Raw genomic sequence first — 20,465 nt, 5'->3', positions numbered from 1 at the left:
GCACAGAAAAAATGGTTTCGATTACGAGGTTATAAGCTGTTAGCTGATGTCATCACCGGCGTCAAATTTGTTAACGGCATTAAACAATCAGGAGATCAAAAACAGGCAGCCGCTTAACTCTCTATACACCAGATTTGACTATAGCTCTAGGCAATGTGCAAGCAGCCTGTAATGTGATGGACTATAGCTGGGATAGTTACTGATCGTTTTAAGAAGCTTTATGATCAAGGTGGGGAACTTGCGCTGCATGAGATCAGTCGCAAGAAGCTGGTTGAGAAGAGCAAGCGCTCGTTAATATGGCGTATGAATATCTTGCCGACGGACAGCATCGAGTTGCGAATGAATTAAAACGCTAAGGGATTTTAGTCTCAGGCAGTGGCGTACGCTCAAATCTGGTTACGTCATGATCTGTGGAATGCTTCAGGAAACGTTTGTTAAGCATTGGAAGCCAAGATGACCATGTTCTAGCGGAATCTCAGCTCCAGGCACTAGAAATAACCAAAGTAAAACGGCAAGCAGAGGGTAAAATTGAGACGCAACATCCTGGCTATCTCGGTACCAAAGTTGCCTATAGCCGGCAGCCATTGCCAAACTTTATACTGAAAAGAATACATTGATTGCTGCCGATCTGTTCAATGACCCAGTCTTCAAACCATGAAAAACGAATGGATGGTACGATGTCATGTTTTGTCGCAAGCTATCTTATAGCCTGGGCAAGCTCCACCAAGATGTCGATCGCTGGATGACGTTTTATAATCAGGAGCGAACTCATTCAGGAAAGTATTGCTATGACAAGACCCTTTGGCAAATCTGGTTGAATGCTAAAGCACTGGCAAAAGTCGAGCTAGTATACTTTATCTTCTTTTGTGAATCTAAAATCTCTTTTATCCACATCAGTATAGTTGCGCTTTTCCTGGTCTCTTGCCATTTTCTGGTGAATAGCAACTTCGTCCAGATTCTCTTTTATCAATTTCTCCAAATGGCGAACTTTCGCTGAAGCTTGTGAGTTGAGATTTTGACCTTTTCTTCCATAATAATAATTATGGTCTTCATATTCCTTAAGTAGTTTCTGCTGTTCCTGCAATTTTACTTGTAACTCTTTTGCAGTATTTTCATAATGTTGTGCTAACGCATCGTGATTGCTGCGATCAATTGCGTTTAGATTACCATTGCCAATTTCATTACTCTGCATAGATGAAACTGGGTTCATTTGCGCGCAAGCAGATAAAAAAACAAGCATCAGCAAAGTAGTCAAAGAAATCTTTGTTTTCATCGTAGTACCTCCATTAAATAACAACTTAAATTTTTCTCCTTTCCTTTATTTAAAATTTCTATTGAGTTTTTCATTGTGATATCAAAAACAGCTATCTTATATATGTTCTTTTCAGGAAACATATTTATATGTTTAATTCGTTTCAATTGGATGACAGTTTTTGCTTAGAAATGATCACTATTATCAAGATTGTCAACAGTAATATTATGGTTTTTAATGAATTAACCATTATTATCATTAATGGAATTAATCAACTTAAATAGCTTATTCTTTCTTGAGCGTAAATAGTATGTCTAGAAAAAATAAAAGATAAGTACTTAAACATGAAATAAATTGGTGTTTATTTGGCTACAATTAAACAGTTAATTAAAATAGTTTTATATGTAAGAAATCTCAGGGTTGTTTACAGAGAGGTTGATTAAAATAATGTTGGAGTATTTCATAAGGAGTTGAGTTATTCAAACTCTTGTGTGGTTTGACAGTGTTATAAAAGTTAATAAAGCGGCCGAGTTGGATCTGCCAGTAGGTGTAATCTTTGAAGTTGGTCTGGTCATGCCACATCTGCATGAGGGTGCGGATAGCACGTTCAGCTTTGCCGTTGGTTTGGGGTCGATTGACTCGAGTGAATTTCTGGCCGATGCTGTGCGCTTTGCAGGCTTTAACAAAAGCATGACTGTCAGTGCCTTTATATTCCTTGCCATTATCAGAATAAGCGTAATCGATCTGGTAAGGGCATTGGGCGATGACGGTTTTGGTGAGGAACCAGGCTGCGCTATTCTGGGTTTTATCGGGCAAGATGGCTGCATAGAGTTCTCGGGAGAAGTCGTCAATCGCGACAAACAGGTATTCCCTGGGTTGGGTAGGTGATTGGCCTTTGAGCAAAGGCAGGCGTTTAGTATCGAAATGCATGAGTTCGCCGGGATAAGACTTGTTATAACGCTTTGCCTCACGTTTCAAGCGCTCCTGGATGGACTGCTCGACTTTGGCTAAGCGTTTGAGGCCGTATTAGATTGTTTTAAAACGTTGATTGGCACTGTCGCGAGGAAAAAACTCCTTGAGCCTTGCCCGCTTGAGAACGGCGTAGATCGTGGGTCTTGAGACGCGAAAACGTTCGGCAAGTTGGGACACTTTCCAGCAGCGAGTTTGGTAACGCTTCCACAGCTTTTGGCGATCAAGTGGCGTGAGTCTTATATGTTTGTGCATGTTCATTTACAGTATTCTCCAGAATACTGTAAACAACGCTAGAAATTTTTACACTTAATATCTTTAATTGGCGGCTTGATATAAGTGAATAGCCATAGTGGAATTTAATAGCAGAGTGTTTTCATAAAAATTGTGCAGTAAGCAATTGTAGTCGTTCTGGTGTGCCGATATCCATCCACATTCCTTGGTAATATTCCCCTCCAACCTTATTTGAAGAGATTGCCTGACGTAATAGAAGCGAAAGCTTGGTAGCGATTCCAGGAGCGACCTGGTTAAAGAGGTAGGGATGGTAAACACCAATCCCGCTAAAAGTGAGTTGATGATGCCCCATTGCTGTGAGACGTCCTTGCTCCAGAAAAAAATCGCCATCGGGATGATGAGGAGGGTTATCGACCAAAACCAAATGGGCGAGATCGCCATCAGGATTTCCTTGCAATCGTTGTAATGCCGGTAATAAGGTAGAGTAGTCTATTTGGCAAAAGATATCGGCATTGACGACCAGGAAAGGTTGATTTGCTGCGCAACTGGTTAATATCGGTAGCGCCTTGGCGATTCCACCAGCTGTTTCCAGTATAGTAGTTTCTTTTGAATAAGTAATATTGATGTCATAGCGCTGACCATCGCCTAAGGCTGCTTTAATCATGTGGCCCAAATAAGCATGATTGATGACGATATCCCTAAAACCAGCCTGTGCCAGATTTTGCAGATGATACTCGATCAACATTTGTTTCCCGGCACGAAGCAACGGTTTGGGTAATGTATCGGTAAGGGGGCGCATGCGCTCACCTCGTCCTGCTGCAAGAATCATGGCTTTAAAGGAATGACCCGGCACTCTATTAGAAGGTATAATTAATTTTTGTATTAGGTTGTATGCCCTCAAGCTGATCCAATAGTGTAAGCAATGGATGAAGCTCCCGATAGCGTTTACATGTCTTGCGTAAATAGGTCATAACCAATGGCATATCTTTGAGATAGGCTTCTTTATGATCTCGATAATACAGTCGTGCAAAAATACCCAGTATTTTGAGATGACGTTGAGCGCCCATCCATTCAAAATCTCGGTAAAAATCAGAAAAATCAGTCGTAACAGGGAGGCCTGCCTTGCGTGCTTTTTCCCAGTACCGAATGACCCAGTCTAATATGCGCTCTTCTTCCCAATGGATATAGGCATCTTTAAACAAAGAAACCAGGTCATAAGTAATTGGACCATAGACTGCATCTTGAAAATCAAGAATACCAGGATTGGGTGTAGTCATCATCAAGTTGCGGGAGTGATAATCACGATGAACAAATACCTTGGGCTGAGCAAGATTATTTTCAAGAATGCGTGAAAAAATAGCAGTCATATCATTGACTTGCTTTTGATTGAGTATTACTTGTAAATGTCGGGCAACGTACCACTCTGGAAATAAATCTAATTCTCTTCTGAGTAGTGTTGCATCGTATTCAGGAAATATATTTGCTTGACTGATTAGTTGAATTCTAATTAGCGCATCGATCGCATCGCCATAAAGCTTATCTGCAGTAGTTGGATTTGTTGCCAGTGCTTCCAAGTAAGTTGTATTCCCAAGGTCTGAAAGTAACAAAAAACCTTGTGTTAGGTTCTGGGAAAATATGGCAGGTACATGGACGTTGGCTGTAGCAAATACTTCAGCTGCATGCAGAAATGGCGTACAGTTTTCCAGCTGTGGTGGCGCATCCATGGCAATTATGGATTGCTGCTCCATTATGATACGAAAATAACGACGGAAGCTTGCATCAGCAGAAGCAGGGGAGAGTTTGAAAGATTTACCGGGAAATTCTACTTTTATCCAAGTTTCCAGGAGCTGTAAACGATTGAGAGTCATGAATCAATTTTGTATGAAAAAGATAGCGATCATCGTACACGATTTTATTTTGTGACAATTTTTAGCACTCGTTTTTCAGGTTGCCTATTTGTTTGAAGTATGCGATTTTATCTTGTAAATGCCGTAACCAAGCTTATATAGTGGATACTCAGTAATCAGTCAATGTAAATGGAGAGAAAAAATGGTTAACAAAAATGTTCTGGACGAAATCGGCACCAAGATTAGTGAAATTATAGCTCAAAGTCCGGCCAAGGATATTGAAAGGAATATGCGCGCCATGTTGACGAGTATGCTTTCTCGTTTGGATGTGGTGACGCGTGAAGAGTTTGATGTGCAACAAGAAGTGCTTAAGCGGACACGCGCAAAATTGACTGAGCTAGAAGAAAAAGTTGCTGCCTTGGAGAATCAACTTAAGACAACTACGTCAGATACCACTACAAGCAATACAAATTATGAAGGTTAACAATTAAAGTAAAGATTTCTTGGCAGGTAGATTTCTGGTTGCTTAGCTGTCTTGTCATGCGCCTACTAATTCTCTGATAACAGACGGTATTTTTATCGCACTCCTTATTCTTCATGTCACTGGCTATCCTTTATAGTCGCGCACTATCAGGTATCGAAGCACCACTGGTTACTGTGGAAACCCATTTATCCAATGGTTTACCCAGCTTCACGATTGTCGGATTACCTGAAACAGAAGTAAAGGAAAGTAAAGACAGGGTGCGCGCTGCGCTGCAAAATGGGCAATTCAAATTCCCAGCGCAGCGGATTACGGTCAATCTTGCACCGGCAGATTTGCCCAAGGAAAGTGGTCGATTTGATTTACCTATTGCAGTGGGCATTCTCGCAGCAACGGGCCAAATACCTACTGATAAACTCGATCAGTATGAATGGGTAGGTGAACTTTCTTTAAGCGGGGAATTGCGCCCTATCCATGGTGCATTGGCTATGACCTATGGTGCGTCACGATCAGGGCGTAGTTTTGTCCTGCCACAACATAATGCTGCGGAAGCTTCTCTGGTTAGGGAAGCACGCGTTTATCCTGCAACATCGCTACTTCAGATCTGTGCGCATTTAACCGGACATGAGTTATTGCAGCTGCACACAACACCTTCTGAAACAAATATCAGTAAGGATAATTCAAATTATCATCCAGATCTGACTGAAGTAAAAGGTCAGGTGCATGCTAAGCGTGCCCTGGAGATCGCTGCAGCTGGTGGTCATAGTATATTGATGATTGGGCCGCCCGGCACAGGAAAGTCGATGCTGGCTGAACGTCTTCCGGATATTCTTCCCACTATGACGGAGCAAGAAGCGCTTGAGTCTGCTGCCATGCAGTCGCTTGCCAGCGGTCACTTCGATATCGCAAACTGGAAACATCGTCCTTTCCGCTCGCCTCATCATACCGCCTCTGCGGTAGCCATGGTAGGGGGTGGCAGTATTCCTCGCCCAGGAGAAATCTCCCTGGCAATGCACGGGGTGTTATTTCTCGATGAGTTGCCAGAGTTTGATCGTAGAGTCTTAGAGGTGCTACGTGAGCCACTCGAGTCGGGCCAAATCACTATTTCACGGGCGACACGGCAGGCCAATTTTCCTGCAAGGTTCCAGTTAATCGCTGCAATGAATCCATGTCCTTGTGGTTATCTAGGACATTATGGGGGGAAATGCCGCTGCACACCTGATCAGATAGCGCGTTATCGTGGAAAAATCTCTGGCCCTTTGCTTGATCGTATCGATATGCAGATTGAAGTACCCTCTGTACCGCAAGAGGATTTGCTGCAGCAAAGGGTAGGTGAATCAAGTCGTATAATAAGAGCGCGTGTCGAGGCTGCTCGCCAATATCAACTAGTGCGGCAGAATGGTACCAATGCTGGTTTGAGGGTGCATGAAATAGATCAATATTGCAAGCTGGATGAGCAGGGTAAACATTTACTGGAGAATGCATTGTCCCGTTTGAACATTTCTGCACGGGCATATCATCGTATCTTGAAGTTGGCGCGTACTATCGCAGATTTAGCAGATAGTGAGCAGATTAACAGTGGGCATATCGCAGAAGCGATACAATATCGACGATTGGATCGGAATTAACAGAAAAATATTTTTCTTGCTGATAAAAATACGAAACAGCTGATTATTTGATTAATAATACTCAAGTCGAGCACAATTTTCAAAGCGTGTATATTCACCAAGAAAGGTTAGATTGATTTTTCCAATTGGGCCATTGCGCTGTTTTCCAATAATGATCTCAGCGATTCCTTTGTCCGGGGTATCTGGATTGTATACTTCATCACGATAAATGAACAGAATGACATCCGCATCCTGTTCTATGGCGCCAGATTCACGCAAATCAGACATAACTGGGCGTTTGTGCGGATTGGGTCGCTGTTCCAGGCTGCGATTAAGCTGTGATAATGCTATAACAGGAACTTGTAACTCTTTCGCCAAGGCTTTAAGGGATCGTGAGATCTCGGAAATTTCGGTAGCGCGATTTTCTCCTGGAGAATGTGAAGACATGAGCTGCAGATAATCGATAACAATTAACCCTAGTTCTCCATGCTGACGATAAAGCCGCCGTGCGCGGGCTCTAAGCTCCAGAGCATTCAATGCAGCGCTTTCATCAATAAAGATAGGTGCATCATTCAGTTTACCCAGTGCATGGGTAAGCTTTGGCCAATCTTCATCTTCCAGGCGTCCAGTACGAACCTTGTGCTGATCAAGCCTTCCTATTGAGCCTAGCATACGCATAGCGAGTTGTGCGCCACCCATTTCCATACTAAATACAGCTGCTGGTTTATTAAGCTCTAATGCCACATGCTCTGCAATATTAAGAGAAAAGGCCGTTTTGCCCATCGAAGGTCTGCCTGCGACGATAATAAGGTCTCCAGGCTGAAAGCCCGAGGTTTTCTGATCCAAATCATGAAAGCCAGATGCAACGCCTGTAACATCACTCGGATTATCGCGGCTGTATAGCATTTCAATGCGCTCTACCACCTGCTTTAAGAGAGGTTGGATATCGATAAAGCCCTGTTTGCCACGTGCGCCAATTTCAGCAATTTCAAATATCTTGCTTTCTGCTTCATCCAATAGATTTGATGCAGAACGTCCTGCCGGATTGTAGGCTGAGTCAGCAATTTGTGTACTGATCTGCGCAAGCTTACGCATGATGGCACGTTCCCTTACAATCTCAGCGTAACGGCGAATATTAGCGGCTGTTGGTGTACTCTGTACTATTGAGCCTATATAAGTTAACCCACCAACATTCTGTAATTCAGCCGAATTTTCAAGGGATTCCGCGACGGTAATAACATCAGCAGGTTTATTTTGCTCTATGAGGTTGCAGATATGATGATAGATGAGCTGATGATCCTGCCGATAAAAATCAGTATGAGTGATAATATCTGCTATTTTGTCCCATGCGTGATTATCCAGCATTAAACCACCTAATACTGATTGCTCTGCTTCAACTGAATGAGGTGGAGTCTTGTAAATCTCTAATTCATTATGAGTAATGCTAGGGGGGGATTGAATCATAGGAATCTGACAGAATCTGCAAACACTAAAGTAACAGATTTTATCATTGAATGTCGGGAATAAGAAAATAGGTCCATTGCCAGTCCTTTTTCATAAAACAATTAAAAGCGCTGACCTGGGATATTTCACTAGGACGCGGGACGATGGTAAGGCGATTTTACGAGCAGATTTATGTATCCCGCGTCAAGCCAATATCTGCGACTACTGGCGCGAAGCGGGAGCGGAAAGATACCCCAAAATCACCCGCTGCGCTCGCGAAGGTCAATGGCACAAATTGGATTTGAGCAAATTCATCCGGAAGCCCTTGTTCATCAGTTTTTGCATCATGTTACAGGTCGACCGGGTGAAATATCCGGGTTAGGTTGTTGCTTCACCTAAAACTGATACGGTAATATGGGCCGATACATCACTATGCAACACGATGGTAAGTGGATAATCACCTACTTGTTTGATCTGACCTTCTGGCATACGAATCACCGATTTGTCAATAGAGAAACCTTGCTCCTTGAGTGCCTCGGCGATATTTGCATTGGTAACTGAGCCAAACAATTTACCATCTACTCCACTTTTTTGAGTTATTTGCACAAGCAATCCATCCAGCTTTGCTGCTAACGCCTGAGCATTTGCCATAGCTTCCGCCTGTTTTTTCTCTAACTCAGCGCGTCTTGCTTTAAAATCTGCGATCGCACTTTCAGTGGCCCACTTGGCCTTACCTTGCGGTATCAGATAATTGCGCGCATATCCTCTTTTAACGTTGACTATGTCGCCCAATTGTCCGAGGCTTGCAATTTTCTCCATCAGTATTACTTGCATGATATTTCTCCTCAGTTCTTAATGCCGATCAGTGTAGGGCAACAGCGCAAGCAAACGTGCGCGCTCTATCGCTGTATTCAACTGACGCTGATAATATGATTTGGTTCCAGTGATACGAGCAGGGATGATTTTGCCATTCTCGCTAATAAAGTCTTTTAATATGTTGATGTCTTTATAGTCAATCGTTTTGATACCTTCTACTGTAAAGCGGCAAAACTTTTTGCGTTTAAACAAAGGGCGGTTCGCCATTTTTTCTTTATTTTTCAAATTACTATCTCTATTTCTTGTAAATCTCATCGTGATTTTCCTGTTTCCTAAAATGTCTAAATATTTATAAGATATCGATCTGCGTTACATGTAATGCTAACTGAGAGCTGATTTTGTTTCTTTTTGCAAGAAATCCGGTTAGCTTAACGAAGCTACCGATTTCTATATCGCAAATTTTTTTAGCCATATCAGCTAACGCTACGGCAAAAACCTCGCAAGCTACCTGACGTTGAATGCTTGCCTCGATCTGCTTTGAAGTATGGCTTATCTCGAACTCTATAACTGCTTTCCCCACAGGGGTATAACGCAACGAATCAATTCTTACAATTTTTCCGCAAATGACAGTCTGATTACAATTCAATAATTTACCTGTTTTTAGGCCTCAGCACTGGTTTTTTCAGATTTATCCTCCACCTCGATTTCTGTGCTTTGTACGGTCTCCGGATTATCCTCTGGGTCCTCGCTAGTCGTCGATGATTTGGCTTTATCTTCTTGCATCATAATAGATGGGGTAGTGACAGCTTGGTTCATTTTGATTGTAAGATGTCGAAGCACAGCATCATTGAATTTGAAAGAATGTTCAAGTTCATCCAGCGTTTCTTGGTTACATTCAATATTCATTAGGACATAATGCGCTTTGTGAACTTTCTGAATAAGATAGGCAAGTTGACGGCGCCCCCAGTCTTCTACACGATGAATCTTTCCATCTCTGGCTGTCACAATCCCGCGGTAGCGTTTAATCATCGCAGGTACCTGCTCACTTTGATCTGGGTGGACGATAAAAACAATTTCGTAATGTCTCATAATATCCTTATGGGTAAAACTTCCCGTTAATTTGCATATCTACGGTGAAGCAAGGTTTAAAAAGTATTGCCATAACATAACAATAACACTATGGCACCACGTATTTTACTGAATGAATTGAGAAACATCAAAATCTTTATATCCCACACCGGGATTAAATAAACGCAGTTTGTTTTCTTGATTCCTACCACACGAGGCAGCGGGAAAATTGAATTTACCCAGTGATTTCTCTAGGATTTCTTATATGAAATATACAAACATACAAACCAAAAGCCAATCACTGGTAATATACACAGTTAATTTGGGAATTAAAAATTAATTGAAAAAAATTTCTACTTAAAAATTGAATTTTCCCTATTAACCATTATTATCGTTAAGAATAAGATAGATCATTCAATGACAAAACTAAGAAATGATACTTTGATTCGAGCATTGCTACGCCAACCTACTGAATACACGCCTGTATGGCTCATGCGACAGGCTGGACGTTATTTGCCTGAATATAACCAAACGCGTGCTCGTGCAGGCGATTTTCTATCCTTATGCAAGAATCCTGATTTTGCGACAGAAGTGACCATGCAGCCACTAGCACGTTTTCCTCTAGATGCTGCGATTTTATTTTCCGACATCCTTACCATACCTGATGCAATGGGATTGGGGTTATATTTTGCTGAAGGGGAGGGACCACGATTTGAACGTCCTTTGCGTGAAGAATGGGAAATACGTTCTCTTGCTGTGCCTGATCCAGATGTGCATTTGCGTTATGTCATCGACGCCGTTTCACAAATTCGCAAAGCATTAAATGACCAGGTTCCGCTCATTGGTTTTTCCGGCAGTCCTTTCACACTTGCATGTTATATGATAGAAGGGTGTGGCGGTACCGATTTTCGTCAAGTCAAGACTATGTTGTATCAGCGTCCTGATTTATTACATCACATCCTTGATGTAAATGCGCAGGCTGTCACAACCTATCTCAACGCGCAAATTGAGGCAGGTGCGCAGGCTGTCATGATTTTTGATACATGGGGGGGGGCGTTATCGCATGCCGCTTATCTAGAATTTTCTTTACAGTATATGACACAAATTATTGCGGGATTGAGGCGTGAACACGAAGGTGCGCGCATCCCCAATATTATCTTCACGAAGGGTGGAGGATTGTGGTTGGAAAAAATGGTCAGTAGTCAATGCGATGCAATTGGGCTTGATTGGACGATAGATATTGGCGAAGCACGGCGTCGCGTTAATGATCAGGTTGCATTGCAGGGTAATCTTGATCCCGCAATATTATTTGCTTCATCGGATACAATTACGGCGGAAGTTGAAAAAGTTTTGGCAAGTTATAGTCATGGTCCGGGGCATGTGTTTAATCTTGGCCATGGGATTTCTCAGTTTACTCCTCCCGAAAATACATTGACTCTTGTTAATGCGGTTCATACACTTAGTCGGAAGTATCATACTGATTAGTTCATTTTTCCTAAAACAACCAATATTTTCAGTCTATGCGTATCCTCATTATCGAAGATGATCAAGCAATAGCTGCGAATCTTTATGATTTTCTTGAAGCGCGGGGTCATAGTGTCGATGCTGCGCTTGATGGCGCCACTGGATTTCGTCTGGCAAGTACGCAACCTTTCGATGCTATTCTTCTTGATCTCAAGCTACCTTATCTGGATGGTTTGACGTTGTGTCGAAAGCTTCGCCAGGAATGTCAGATTGATATTCCAATATTAATGTTGACTGCACGTGATACGCTAGATGATAAATTAATAGGTTTTGAAAGTGGCGCTGATGATTACATAATAAAACCCTTTGCGCTAAAAGAAGTAGAAGCACGTTTAACCGCAATGCATAAGCGGTACAAAGGTAAAGTCGCAGTAAGAAAACTGAGTGTTGGTGATCTTAGTTTCGATCCAAAGACGTTAACGGTTCGTTTTGTAAATAATGAAGTTAAGCTGCCACCAAAATGTATTCGATTGCTTGCATTATTAATGAGTGAGCCTGGACGGGTATTTAGTCGTAAAGAATTGGAACTTGAAGCTTGGGAAGAAGAATTGGAAACTAGTGACACATTGCGAAGTCATATGCATGTATTGAGACGAGCTTTATTGAAAGCTGGTGGATATGATCCGATTGAAACTGTTCATGGTCTTGGTTACTGTCTAACTTCAAGTGATAAAAATTAAATATGGCATTCGTCTGCGTGTAACGCTTGCCCTTGCAATTTTCAGTACCATCATTGTTGGTACACTCGCTATAAGTCTCTATTTTGCTGCTGATGACATTGAAGAAGCGCATATCCAGCAAATTATAGAGGCTGAAATGAATCATGTAATTTTTCATTTTCGTCAGCTTACAAATTTTACGCCACAAGTAGGATCCAGTCTTAAAAGTTACGTGATACGTAACAGTAAAGAAGAATCGGAATTACCACGCCATTTGCGCGATCTTGATCATGGATTACATAAGATTTTTTATCATGATGAAGAAACACGTGTTCTTGTGAAATATGTTGATGGAACAAAATTTCTCGTTGCTTACAAAATTGGATTTCATGAGCAGCGGCAGCGCGAATTTAGGTTGCTGGTTATTTTATCACTCATCGGCGTTGTTATGATTGCCTTCTTTATTGGGTATTTGCTTGCGGGCTTGCTTGTAAAGCAGGTGACCGATTTGGCGGAACGAGTAAAGCGTTTGTTACCAGCTAATCAAAGTGGACAAAGCTTGGTTACGAATAATTTACATTGCGTATCACTGAGTCAGCCTGGCCAAGATGAAGAAGTGGCTCAACTTGCCCGTACCTTAGAAGATTATCAATATCGCATCATGCGAATGCTCCAGCGTGAGCAGGAATTTACGGCCAACATCAGCCATGAACTTCGTACTCCCATTACAACAATTTTGACCAGTTGTGAATTATTGCTTGCTGAGCAAAATTTATCCAGCAAAACTTATGCTCGAATAAAAAATATCGAGGCAGTATCAAATCGAATGGGCGAGCAAGTTCAAGCATTGTTATTCCTGGCGCGTGAGCAAGCTTTGGGAACAATGGAACCTGTAGCAATTGCCGAGTGTGTTTTTGATGCAGTTGAACCATTTTGTGAAGAAATGTATCAGAAAAATATTTTCCTGGATGTAGCTATTAAATCGGGGGAAGTATTAATCTTAAACAGACAGGCATTGTACACATCGCTTGTTAATATGCTACGAAATGCTGTTCAGTATACTGAGCAAGGATTTATTCGCGTAAGTTATAGCGATAAGCGTTTATCCATCGCTGATTCAGGTATTGGAATTGAACCAGCTTTTATGCCCTTTCTCTATGAGCGTTTTTTTCGTGGGTCTAAAAAAACGCAGGGATTAGGAATTGGATTGGTAATTGTTAAACGGATTTGTGATTATTATGGTTGGAAGATTGATGTAGAGAGCTCTCCAGGACACGGTGCGGTTTTCCATATCACTTTTCCTTGATTTACTTGATGGTTTAGCAGGCCGCTGAAAAATCTACTAACTTTGTTAGAAATTTGAAAATCACACTATTTTAAATAAGGTAGTTCCTCAGTCTTGCTGGAGTTAAAATAAATAACCCCGCCGCAAGCAATGGGGTATCAGAAGAGGGCTGGTTGCTTGTCTTCGTCTAGCTTGTTGATACTCTGCTCCTTGTTTTTTCACATAGTTCCTTACTTACTTTCATCTCCATAGTGGCTGACTGTGCTGGCGAAATAACCATCTGTCCAGAATTTTCCGCCCCACAACTGTTTCTTCACATGAGGACCCAAGCGAAATATCTCTCGCGCCGTGATGCTTTTTATCAGCATTACTAGTTTCGTTACGCTACATACAGGAGTCGGCTTCACCAGAAAACGAGCATGATCCTTGTCCATTCCGATCTCCATAAATTTGATCTAGTAGCGCCGCTCAAGCTCTAAACAACATCCCGCAACATCCCATCTACAGTCTCAGCAAACATGACATAACGATATGTCGCCGGCATTAAATCTTGGAAGTCAAAAAATTTGAGGGATTGATTAGATCATTCAAACACATGATTCACCGGCATTGTGCCAGGCTTTGTAAGGAATTGGGGCAGTTTGCCGATCAAGATCAGGCATATAAAACTATTCTATCGCTAGTGATGCAATGTTCGACATGTCCGCATTGTGGATCATACGATCTCTATCGGCATGGATGGAGGCGCGGATTACAGCATTATCGGTGCAAAGCATGTGGCCGGACTTTTAATGGTCTAGTACACCACTTTCTCATCTTTATTACAAGAATAAGTGATTCAAGTACGCATAGAGCGTACTACGATCTAAAATAGTTCGCCAAACTGCAGTAGCAACTAGTGTGTGCACCGCAATACGAGTTTTCGCTTGCGGCATCGCTTTCTTAATACTCGTTGTTCGAGATCGCACGGAGTTGACACTGGATTTTGTGGCTAGCAAAGGTCCCTGTGACTTAGGTTCAGTTACACGAACGATTCCTTGACGCTGTTCTAAATGCGGACAGCCTACTGGTTAGTAGTGGAAATCCCCCGTACCTCTATTTTGCACAGGAGATCGCCCGTCGCTTAAATACCCCTGAATTATTTCTCCGTGCTGCTATTGGAATGCTTCCACGCAATTTGATGAAATAATCAATTTGAATCTCACAAAATATTCACATTTCCTATGTTAATTTGTCTTTAGCAATTGATTATTCAACTCTGGTTATGAGCAGGAGCTGATCTTAGTCTTTGCATAATCCTCAGGCCAGCTTTCGGTTCATTTATGAAGCGCTACTTAGGAGAGGTATTTTTTGATAGCCCTCAATTTACAATCTTTTGATTGTAAAGAAAAAGAGGTTAAATCAATACTATATATTGGTGTGGGGGAAAATGAATGGGTAAGATGAATTTAAAGTCTCAGATTAACAGCTTTGGATTCAATGGAGAATCAGCGGAGCAGCGGAGAAATATCACTTGTAGAAAGAATTTGATTTTATTTGGTTTGGAGGATTTTCAGATTTACGAAATGATCTCTGAGATTTAATAATGACAATATGAAAGGTAGATATTTATTATGTCAATATCCAGCATTTTAGTCCCAGCAGTATTATTTTTTGCGCTTGGTATGTTTGCGTGCATTATCAAATCGGATTTGAAGTTTCCGCCCGATATGCACAAAATGATTGTGATTTACTTATTAGTAGGAATTGGTCTGCATGGTGGTAAAGCATTGACTGAATCATCGATGAGTAGTGCCATTCCTGCCGTTCTGGCAGCGTTAATATTAGGCTTTGGATTGCCAATCATTGCTTATATAATTATGAGGTTTCTAGGAAAAATAGATCCAATGAATTCTGCGGCCATTGCAGCGCATTATGGTTCGGTAAGTGCTGGTACCTATATGACAGCCGTAGCATTTTTAAATGGGATTAATGTGGAATATGAAGCTTATCCCGTGGTTATGCTAGCTATCATGGAATCTCCTGCTATTATTATTGGCTTAATATTAGCTGGCTATTCAAGGCGTGTTCTTGCAATGCAGCAGAGAGGTATTGGAGGCGCTGCTGTAGCTGGGGATCATGGGGATCAAAAAGGAATGCTCAAGCATTTGGTTATAGAATCCTTTACCAATGGTAGTATTTTGTTACTATTTGGATCCATGGCAATCGGTTCGATAGTCAGTGAGCCAAATATGACTAAAATTGAGCCATTCTTTGATAAAATTTTTATGGGTGCATTATGCTTGTTCCTGCTTGATATGGGCATGGAGGCAGGAAAAAGAATATCTGAATTTAAAGATGTTGGATTTTTCTTGGTAATTTTCGGTGTTATTATGCCTCTTATTGGAGCAAGTGTAGGGATAGTAATAGGGCATTTCTGGCTTCAATATTCAATCGGCGGTGTCACACTAGTGACAGTTCTAGCGGCTAGTTGTTCTTATATTGCAGTTCCGCCTGCAATGCGTTTGGCTGTTCCTGAAGCTAATCCATCTTTTTATCTAACTCTGTCTCTTGGATTAACTTTTCCATTTAATGTGTTAGCTGGTATACCCTTATATTATGCTGGCGCTCAATGGCTAGCTCATAATTATTGATATCGGTTTAATTAAGTAATATAAGGATAGCAATAGATAGTTAATTGTAAGTATCAATTCTAGATGCTGTTCATTTATAAATGAAAGGAGAGGTTATGATTTTGGAAAGAGATTCCATAGTACCATTAAAAAGAGTGGAAATAATTATTGACGAAGAGGATTTTGATGAAATTCAAAAGATATGCAGATCACTTGATATTCGAGGCTACACATACTTAAGGGAAGTTGGAGGCTTTGGAAGTCGTGGAAAGCGACAATCGGAGGAAATATTTCTTCATGAAAAAAATATTCTAATAATTATTGCTTGCACTGAAGATCAAGCCGAGAAATTAGTTAAAACTATATCTGGGAGAATGAAAGAAATAGGTGGAATTTGCTTAATTTCTGACTGTGATTGGGTTAAAGGGCCAACGATTTCTTACTAGATAAAAAAAGATATTAAAGAAAGCGCCGTATCTACTTTTTGATTGGCGCTTTCTTTATCGATATATTTAAATTTGTGTTTATTGTTCAGATCATTTAATAATAATCTAGATTGCTTTACTAGATTTTTTGTTCCCACTGCTTCGGCAAAACAGCTTATTATCCTTCAATTTTTTACGAAATTTGCAAAACCAGGCCTAGTTCATTAACTACAAAATCTACTGCTATATCTCGATAGTCGACATCCCCTGCGAATACTTTGAATGAAGGGTATTTACCAGTTACGCTTTCCAGCACTTTTCAAACGCTTTTTGTATCACTCACATAGGCTCAGCATGAACTTTGACGTGGAGTAAATTGTCGAAAATGGTTGCCACAATGTATTATAGCCCAACCAGTTAGGAATGATTCAAAAAATATTCTCATTGAAGAGGTTCTCGATGGAGCATTGAAATTTTCTGCGCAGGGCTTTTGGTTGAGCCCATTTGTGTTCTATGAGGTTGAGGTCCGGGGAGCAAGCGGGCAAATATTCGAATACGTGCTCGGCTTTGGCGATGATATCCTGAATATCCTGTCGCTTGTGGAAAACAGCATTGTCCATCACGATAACGCAAGCCGGAGAAAGTTTGGGCAACGGGTCTTGCACGCGGTCCACGCGTAGAAAACATCGGCATTGATGGACGTCCTGAACAATCTGATGGTATGAAAGAACTCTCCGATCAGCGCACTGATCACTTTGTCCGCTCTTTGGCATGCCAGTCCCGAACGCCGTAGTATCTTTGCTCCATGTGAGCATATCCATGCGCGCGCGGTACATCGTGGGCAAACCCACTTTCATCAATGTAAACAATCGTGCGGCCGACTGTTTCATGCGCCTTGATTTTCTCCTGGAAGGGAAGCTGTGCGCCTTCGTTCGCCCTAGGGTGCCGCAGTGTTTTTTTATAGGTCACGCGCAATTTCCTGAGGACAGGAAAATCACATTTTGCGTAACGCCCAGACGCTTTGCTTGTTCGTACTGGTAAGCATCATCGGGGTGATCAAGAACATCCTTGCGTCCCTAGAGATCGATCTTGCGCTTGCCACACCAACATCAAATCGGGTCGTTACCTCTGATTGTAAGTCCTTCTTTCTTCTGAACTGATAGAACTTTACGGCGAAAATCCAACGAATATGCCATGCCTTCTATCATAATCATAATTGTCTTGTTTTGATATATCACATTGACAGTGGAGCAAGTGGTTGAAAATTATAGACAGCATTGGTCGATTGAGCCCATATTCAATCATCTGAAGCAAACTTTGAGCATGAAAGAAGCGTGGCAATATACTCTCCGAACCTTACATCGCCGGGTCCGGGAGTAGTGCATATTACTATGCTGAGTTATGGTCTGGTGCAACTGCTCAGTTGTTTAAATGATCAAGCAGTCGATATGTTGTGACAGCATGCTCCTTGGCGCAAAGAAAATCCCAAAACAGCCGTGCAAATCCATCATGAATTAACCCGTCTTTTCCGACATGTTGCTGACAGGCAATTGTCGAATGCAATTTTTAAAAATTTAAAAACAAAAATAGCATCTATTTTTAATATTGATTTCAGTAAGTTAGCACAGTTTAGTAAGTGCTTAACTTCCTAAGATCTAAAATTTTCATTTTTAATTTCAATAAAAATAATTAAATATTTACAAAAATAAAAATTTGTGAAAAAATTGTGAAAAATTTGTTAGGAATATATAAATATTATATAAACAAATTGTGAATATATAATATAAAGTATTATTTTTATTATATTTTTAATAATTTTTAATAATTTAAATTTATGAATTCTTAATTAAGAAAGGAAGTTATTATGAAAAAGAAGCAATCCAAAATTAATTCTAATTCTTTAGTTATGTCTATAATTCTTATTGGAATGTTAACCTTTCATGGATGGTTAACTTTGGCCACAATTAGCTAAAAAATACTAACATTAAAAGATTTTATGACATTACTTTGTAGTGTCAATTAGATTAATTTCCCCACCTAGGAAGGTGGGGAGTTCCTATTTGCCTAAATTTCTCTTTTAGCACTGACTCCTCCCGTAACTCGGATTGAAAACCAAGTGAAAGATTGGCGAATCGAGAACTGGGGGATTTTCTGATCTGGTAGTGATAATTTTGTTGATGATATAGCGTACCAAGGTAGACCTTCGTTCCGCTTTTGGTAACCGAGGCGCATTTGCCAGAATTTATTCAAGACCTTTACGAATATTAGCGATCATTGCTTTGATCTGATCCCAAGTCTCGTGAGCCAACGTAAGCAATAGTCGAGATATTGACCTGCATACTGAGTCAGATGAGTGATACCGTATGGAATGTAATGGATGTGAATTTCTTTCTAAGCTAATCAGTAACTAGAAATTACATATCTAAGTTAGAAATAATTTAAAGTCTCCTAAAGGGAAAACAATAAATTTATCGTTCTTTAGGCGAAAGGGTAGTAACTATAAAAGGTATAAGATTATAAATAAAAGACTCATGCGCTTAAGGATAAGTAGAAGAATTTTATAATTTCAATTCGTCTTGGATTCACTCTTAATATCTTAAAACGTAAAATACTATCTTCTGCGAATATATACATAGGAATTGAATTACATCTACAAATTGATTTTGCTGTAGGTACTCGATTTATTGATGAAACAAAAAATCTTTGCTGTGTCAAGCAAAAATGATAGAAGCTATATGAGGATACGGTCTTTCCTCAAATCCGATATCGCCGCTTGTGGCGGCGATTGTTTATTTTGCTGATTTCTAATTAATGGAGTAATTCACATAATTCTTACTTAATTGGAATTATGGGTAAAGAAGAATGCCCCAAGACTGAAGCTGTTGCAACATTTTGTATTGCAATCGCTTTAGAAATTCGTGCAATATCGTGATTGTTGTATTCCGGCTTGAGTTCCCGAGCAGCATTGTCAAATGTCCATGCGTCGACAACAAATAAATCATATTGTTGACCAAATATACGACGAATTGCAGCTCGATCAACAGTTGTGCCAGCTTTTGTGTTTAGTGCGATACCAAGCTCATTATGAGCGTCAACTAGTTCTTCGTAATCAGCACCATGGCTTCGAGCAGTTTGGAGAACTATGGAACGATCTTCAGCAAAAAAACCAGACTGATTCAGGCGTTTCGTGGCTTTCTCAGTAACGTATGCTTTCTCGGTATCACTGATAGAAATACCATAATTACTGGTAAGAGCTGCAATAGAATCGATTTGCTTAACGATATGATGATAGATATCGGGAGCTTTTGAGCATGCTCCACAACCACAATTACTGTGATCATCGCCATGAACGCCTGTTGGTTGCTTCTTATTCTTAAGGATGTCCATTACCTCAGCAGTAAGTTCTAGTTCTGTTTTTTTACCAAAGGACTCAGAATCTCCAAGATCAACCCCATAAACCATGCTAAGTGTACCACCTGCAGCAGATGGAGCTCTTTTACGGCTGCCATTTTTATCTGTGCGGCCATCTACACAGATTTCTGGTAAATTACCATTTACTGAAATATTGAATTCACCCGTTGCAACACGTTCATACATCTCATTTAATATTTTTTGATCAATATCAACCCGATTACCCGGACCGATCTTCCCCATTCCTAAATTAAAGTTACCTAATGTTCTGAATTGTGTCATAAGAGTAATATTATTTCTTTCTTTTATTAAACCTGTCTTAGAATCACTGTCTAGCTTAGAATCACTGCCTAAAAATCTTAACATACTTCTTAATTTTTTAAACATGCTCTTACCTTCTTTTGTGGTTAGCTATCTTTCAACAATATTACTTGATAATTATCCTGTGTGAAATATCAAATGGAAAAAGAATTAAATAAATAAGGTAATCTACCGGCATAGGCGGGAGATTACCTTATTTATTTAGAATATTTGCCAAAGTTCTCACTGGCAATCATTATGATCTTTACTGGTGGGAAAAATGATTGCAGATCGTGTGTATGTAGCTCATCATGGTCAATATGCTTTAATTCTTGCGTTGCTCTGCGCGTTCTTGGTTTTTCAATTAGGTATATTTGAAGGGTTATTGATTGCAATGGCAATACATGGCATTGTTAATTACATTGTTCTCAACCAGAAAGATAAAATACCCAGTACGATTGTCATCAAAAAATATTTTGAGAAATTTACAGATGATGGAAGCATTAATTAAGGGTGGGCTAAAGCGAGAAGT

22 protein-coding genes and 2 pseudogenes are annotated in these 20,465 nt (G+C 40.5%); 10 read left to right on the top strand and 14 right to left on the bottom strand.

Going from position 1 to position 20,465, the window contains the following annotated elements:
* Window positions 1-86 precede the first annotated feature (86 nt).
* Window positions 87-799, top strand: a pseudogene (locus R2Q26_RS15600) (IS481 family transposase); the annotation flags it as partial.
* A 45-nt stretch (window positions 800-844) separates the two neighbouring features.
* On the opposite strand, the gene R2Q26_RS13210 reads toward R2Q26_RS15600, so the two are convergent.
* From R2Q26_RS13210 to R2Q26_RS13190, 5 genes are all read right to left on the bottom strand, one after another.
* Window positions 845-1,273 carry a hypothetical protein gene (locus tag R2Q26_RS13210; RefSeq protein WP_317536709.1) on the bottom strand — a complete coding sequence of 143 codons (429 nt, stop codon included), beginning with the start codon at window positions 1,271-1,273 and terminating at the stop codon, window positions 845-847.
* A 393-nt stretch (window positions 1,274-1,666) separates the two neighbouring features.
* Complete coding sequence (locus R2Q26_RS13205; protein ID WP_317536708.1) at window positions 1,667-2,230, bottom strand: integrase core domain-containing protein; 564 nt, start codon at window positions 2,228-2,230, stop codon at window positions 1,667-1,669.
* A 48-nt stretch (window positions 2,231-2,278) separates the two neighbouring features.
* Window positions 2,279-2,482 carry a leucine zipper domain-containing protein gene (locus R2Q26_RS13200; protein WP_317536707.1) on the bottom strand — a complete coding sequence of 68 codons (204 nt, stop codon included), beginning with the start codon at window positions 2,480-2,482 and terminating at the stop codon, window positions 2,279-2,281.
* 115 nt (window positions 2,483-2,597) lie between these two features.
* Window positions 2,598-3,284, bottom strand: coding sequence for an N-acetylmuramate alpha-1-phosphate uridylyltransferase MurU (gene murU / locus R2Q26_RS13195; RefSeq protein WP_317536710.1), 687 nt, complete (start codon window positions 3,282-3,284; stop codon window positions 2,598-2,600).
* A gap of 28 nt (window positions 3,285-3,312) precedes the next feature.
* Window positions 3,313-4,323, bottom strand: a complete 1,011-nt coding sequence (locus tag R2Q26_RS13190; protein ID WP_317536706.1) for an aminoglycoside phosphotransferase family protein — start codon at window positions 4,321-4,323, stop codon at window positions 3,313-3,315.
* Window positions 4,324-4,504: 181 nt separating this feature from the next.
* On the opposite strand from R2Q26_RS13190, the gene R2Q26_RS13185 reads away from it, so the two are divergent.
* Entirely contained in the window at window positions 4,505-4,786 is a 282-nt protein-coding gene (locus R2Q26_RS13185) for an accessory factor UbiK family protein (RefSeq protein WP_090568729.1), read from the top strand.
* Between the two features lie 113 nt (window positions 4,787-4,899).
* The gene (locus R2Q26_RS13180) at window positions 4,900-6,411 is read left to right on the top strand and encodes a YifB family Mg chelatase-like AAA ATPase (RefSeq protein WP_090568726.1); all 1,512 of its coding nucleotides are present in this window, start codon (window positions 4,900-4,902) and stop codon (window positions 6,409-6,411) included.
* A 51-nt stretch (window positions 6,412-6,462) separates the two neighbouring features.
* Here the strand turns inward: R2Q26_RS13180 and dnaB are convergent, their stop codons facing one another.
* Window positions 6,463-7,854 (bottom strand): replicative DNA helicase, encoded by a 1,392-nt coding sequence (gene dnaB / locus R2Q26_RS13175; RefSeq protein ID WP_317536705.1) that lies wholly within the window; start codon window positions 7,852-7,854, stop codon window positions 6,463-6,465.
* A gap of 143 nt (window positions 7,855-7,997) precedes the next feature.
* On the opposite strand from dnaB, the gene R2Q26_RS13170 reads away from it, so the two are divergent.
* Window positions 7,998-8,138, top strand: a complete 141-nt coding sequence (locus R2Q26_RS13170) for a hypothetical protein (protein ID WP_317536704.1) — start codon at window positions 7,998-8,000, stop codon at window positions 8,136-8,138.
* A gap of 73 nt (window positions 8,139-8,211) precedes the next feature.
* Here the strand turns inward: R2Q26_RS13170 and rplI are convergent, their stop codons facing one another.
* The 4 genes from rplI to rpsF are packed head-to-tail and all read right to left on the bottom strand — an operon-like array spanning window position 8,212 to window position 9,738.
* Window positions 8,212-8,667, bottom strand: a complete 456-nt coding sequence (gene rplI, locus R2Q26_RS13165; protein ID WP_317536703.1) for a 50S ribosomal protein L9 — start codon at window positions 8,665-8,667, stop codon at window positions 8,212-8,214.
* Window positions 8,668-8,685: 18 nt separating this feature from the next.
* Window positions 8,686-8,964 (bottom strand): 30S ribosomal protein S18, encoded by a 279-nt coding sequence (rpsR, locus tag R2Q26_RS13160; RefSeq protein ID WP_090568714.1) that lies wholly within the window; start codon window positions 8,962-8,964, stop codon window positions 8,686-8,688.
* 34 nt (window positions 8,965-8,998) lie between these two features.
* The gene (gene priB / locus R2Q26_RS13155; protein ID WP_317536702.1) at window positions 8,999-9,295 is read right to left on the bottom strand and encodes a primosomal replication protein N; all 297 of its coding nucleotides are present in this window, start codon (window positions 9,293-9,295) and stop codon (window positions 8,999-9,001) included.
* Between the two features lie 14 nt (window positions 9,296-9,309).
* Window positions 9,310-9,738: a 30S ribosomal protein S6 gene (gene rpsF, locus R2Q26_RS13150; RefSeq protein ID WP_317536701.1), complete on the bottom strand. Its 429-nt coding sequence runs from the start codon at window positions 9,736-9,738 to the stop codon at window positions 9,310-9,312.
* A 396-nt stretch (window positions 9,739-10,134) separates the two neighbouring features.
* On the opposite strand from rpsF, the gene hemE reads away from it, so the two are divergent.
* Genes hemE through R2Q26_RS13135 form a run of 3 tightly spaced genes read left to right on the top strand, consistent with a single transcriptional unit; the run spans window position 10,135 to window position 13,206 of the window.
* Complete coding sequence (gene hemE / locus R2Q26_RS13145; RefSeq protein ID WP_317536700.1) at window positions 10,135-11,202, top strand: uroporphyrinogen decarboxylase; 1,068 nt, start codon at window positions 10,135-10,137, stop codon at window positions 11,200-11,202.
* Window positions 11,203-11,237: 35 nt separating this feature from the next.
* Complete coding sequence (locus tag R2Q26_RS13140; RefSeq protein ID WP_317536699.1) at window positions 11,238-11,921, top strand: response regulator transcription factor; 684 nt, start codon at window positions 11,238-11,240, stop codon at window positions 11,919-11,921.
* Window positions 11,908-13,206: a HAMP domain-containing sensor histidine kinase gene (locus R2Q26_RS13135; RefSeq protein ID WP_317536698.1), complete on the top strand. Its 1,299-nt coding sequence runs from the start codon at window positions 11,908-11,910 to the stop codon at window positions 13,204-13,206. Before R2Q26_RS13140 ends, R2Q26_RS13135 begins: the two co-directional genes overlap by 14 nt.
* Window positions 13,207-13,343: 137 nt before the next feature.
* On the opposite strand, the pseudogene tnpA reads toward R2Q26_RS13135, so the two are convergent.
* Window positions 13,344-13,729 (bottom strand): annotated as a pseudogene (tnpA, locus tag R2Q26_RS13130) (IS200/IS605 family transposase).
* A 1,069-nt stretch (window positions 13,730-14,798) separates the two neighbouring features.
* Here tnpA and R2Q26_RS13125 point away from each other — a divergent pair.
* Entirely contained in the window at window positions 14,799-15,818 is a 1,020-nt protein-coding gene (locus R2Q26_RS13125; protein ID WP_317536697.1) for a sodium-dependent bicarbonate transport family permease, read from the top strand.
* Between the two features lie 95 nt (window positions 15,819-15,913).
* Window positions 15,914-16,243, top strand: a complete 330-nt coding sequence (locus tag R2Q26_RS13120) for a DUF190 domain-containing protein (RefSeq protein ID WP_317536696.1) — start codon at window positions 15,914-15,916, stop codon at window positions 16,241-16,243.
* Between the two features lie 407 nt (window positions 16,244-16,650).
* Here the strand turns inward: R2Q26_RS13120 and R2Q26_RS13115 are convergent, their stop codons facing one another.
* The 3 genes from R2Q26_RS13115 to R2Q26_RS13105 form a co-directional block, all read right to left on the bottom strand.
* Window positions 16,651-16,896: a transposase gene (locus tag R2Q26_RS13115; protein WP_317536695.1), complete on the bottom strand. Its 246-nt coding sequence runs from the start codon at window positions 16,894-16,896 to the stop codon at window positions 16,651-16,653.
* A 76-nt stretch (window positions 16,897-16,972) separates the two neighbouring features.
* Window positions 16,973-17,191, bottom strand: a complete 219-nt coding sequence (locus R2Q26_RS13110; protein WP_317536694.1) for a hypothetical protein — start codon at window positions 17,189-17,191, stop codon at window positions 16,973-16,975.
* A gap of 1,863 nt (window positions 17,192-19,054) precedes the next feature.
* Window positions 19,055-20,020 carry a cadmium-containing carbonic anhydrase gene (locus R2Q26_RS13105; RefSeq protein WP_317536693.1) on the bottom strand — a complete coding sequence of 322 codons (966 nt, stop codon included), beginning with the start codon at window positions 20,018-20,020 and terminating at the stop codon, window positions 19,055-19,057.
* Window positions 20,021-20,213: 193 nt separating this feature from the next.
* Between R2Q26_RS13105 and R2Q26_RS13100 the strand changes: the two genes are divergently transcribed.
* Window positions 20,214-20,444, top strand: coding sequence for a hypothetical protein (locus tag R2Q26_RS13100; protein ID WP_317536692.1), 231 nt, complete (start codon window positions 20,214-20,216; stop codon window positions 20,442-20,444).
* The last annotated feature ends 21 nt before the right edge of the window (window positions 20,445-20,465 follow it).

The sequence above is a fragment of the Nitrosomonas sp. Is37 genome (assembly GCF_033063275.1).
GTDB lineage: Bacteria > Pseudomonadota > Gammaproteobacteria > Burkholderiales > Nitrosomonadaceae > Nitrosomonas.
This window is presented reverse-complemented; position numbering and strand designations above follow the sequence as displayed.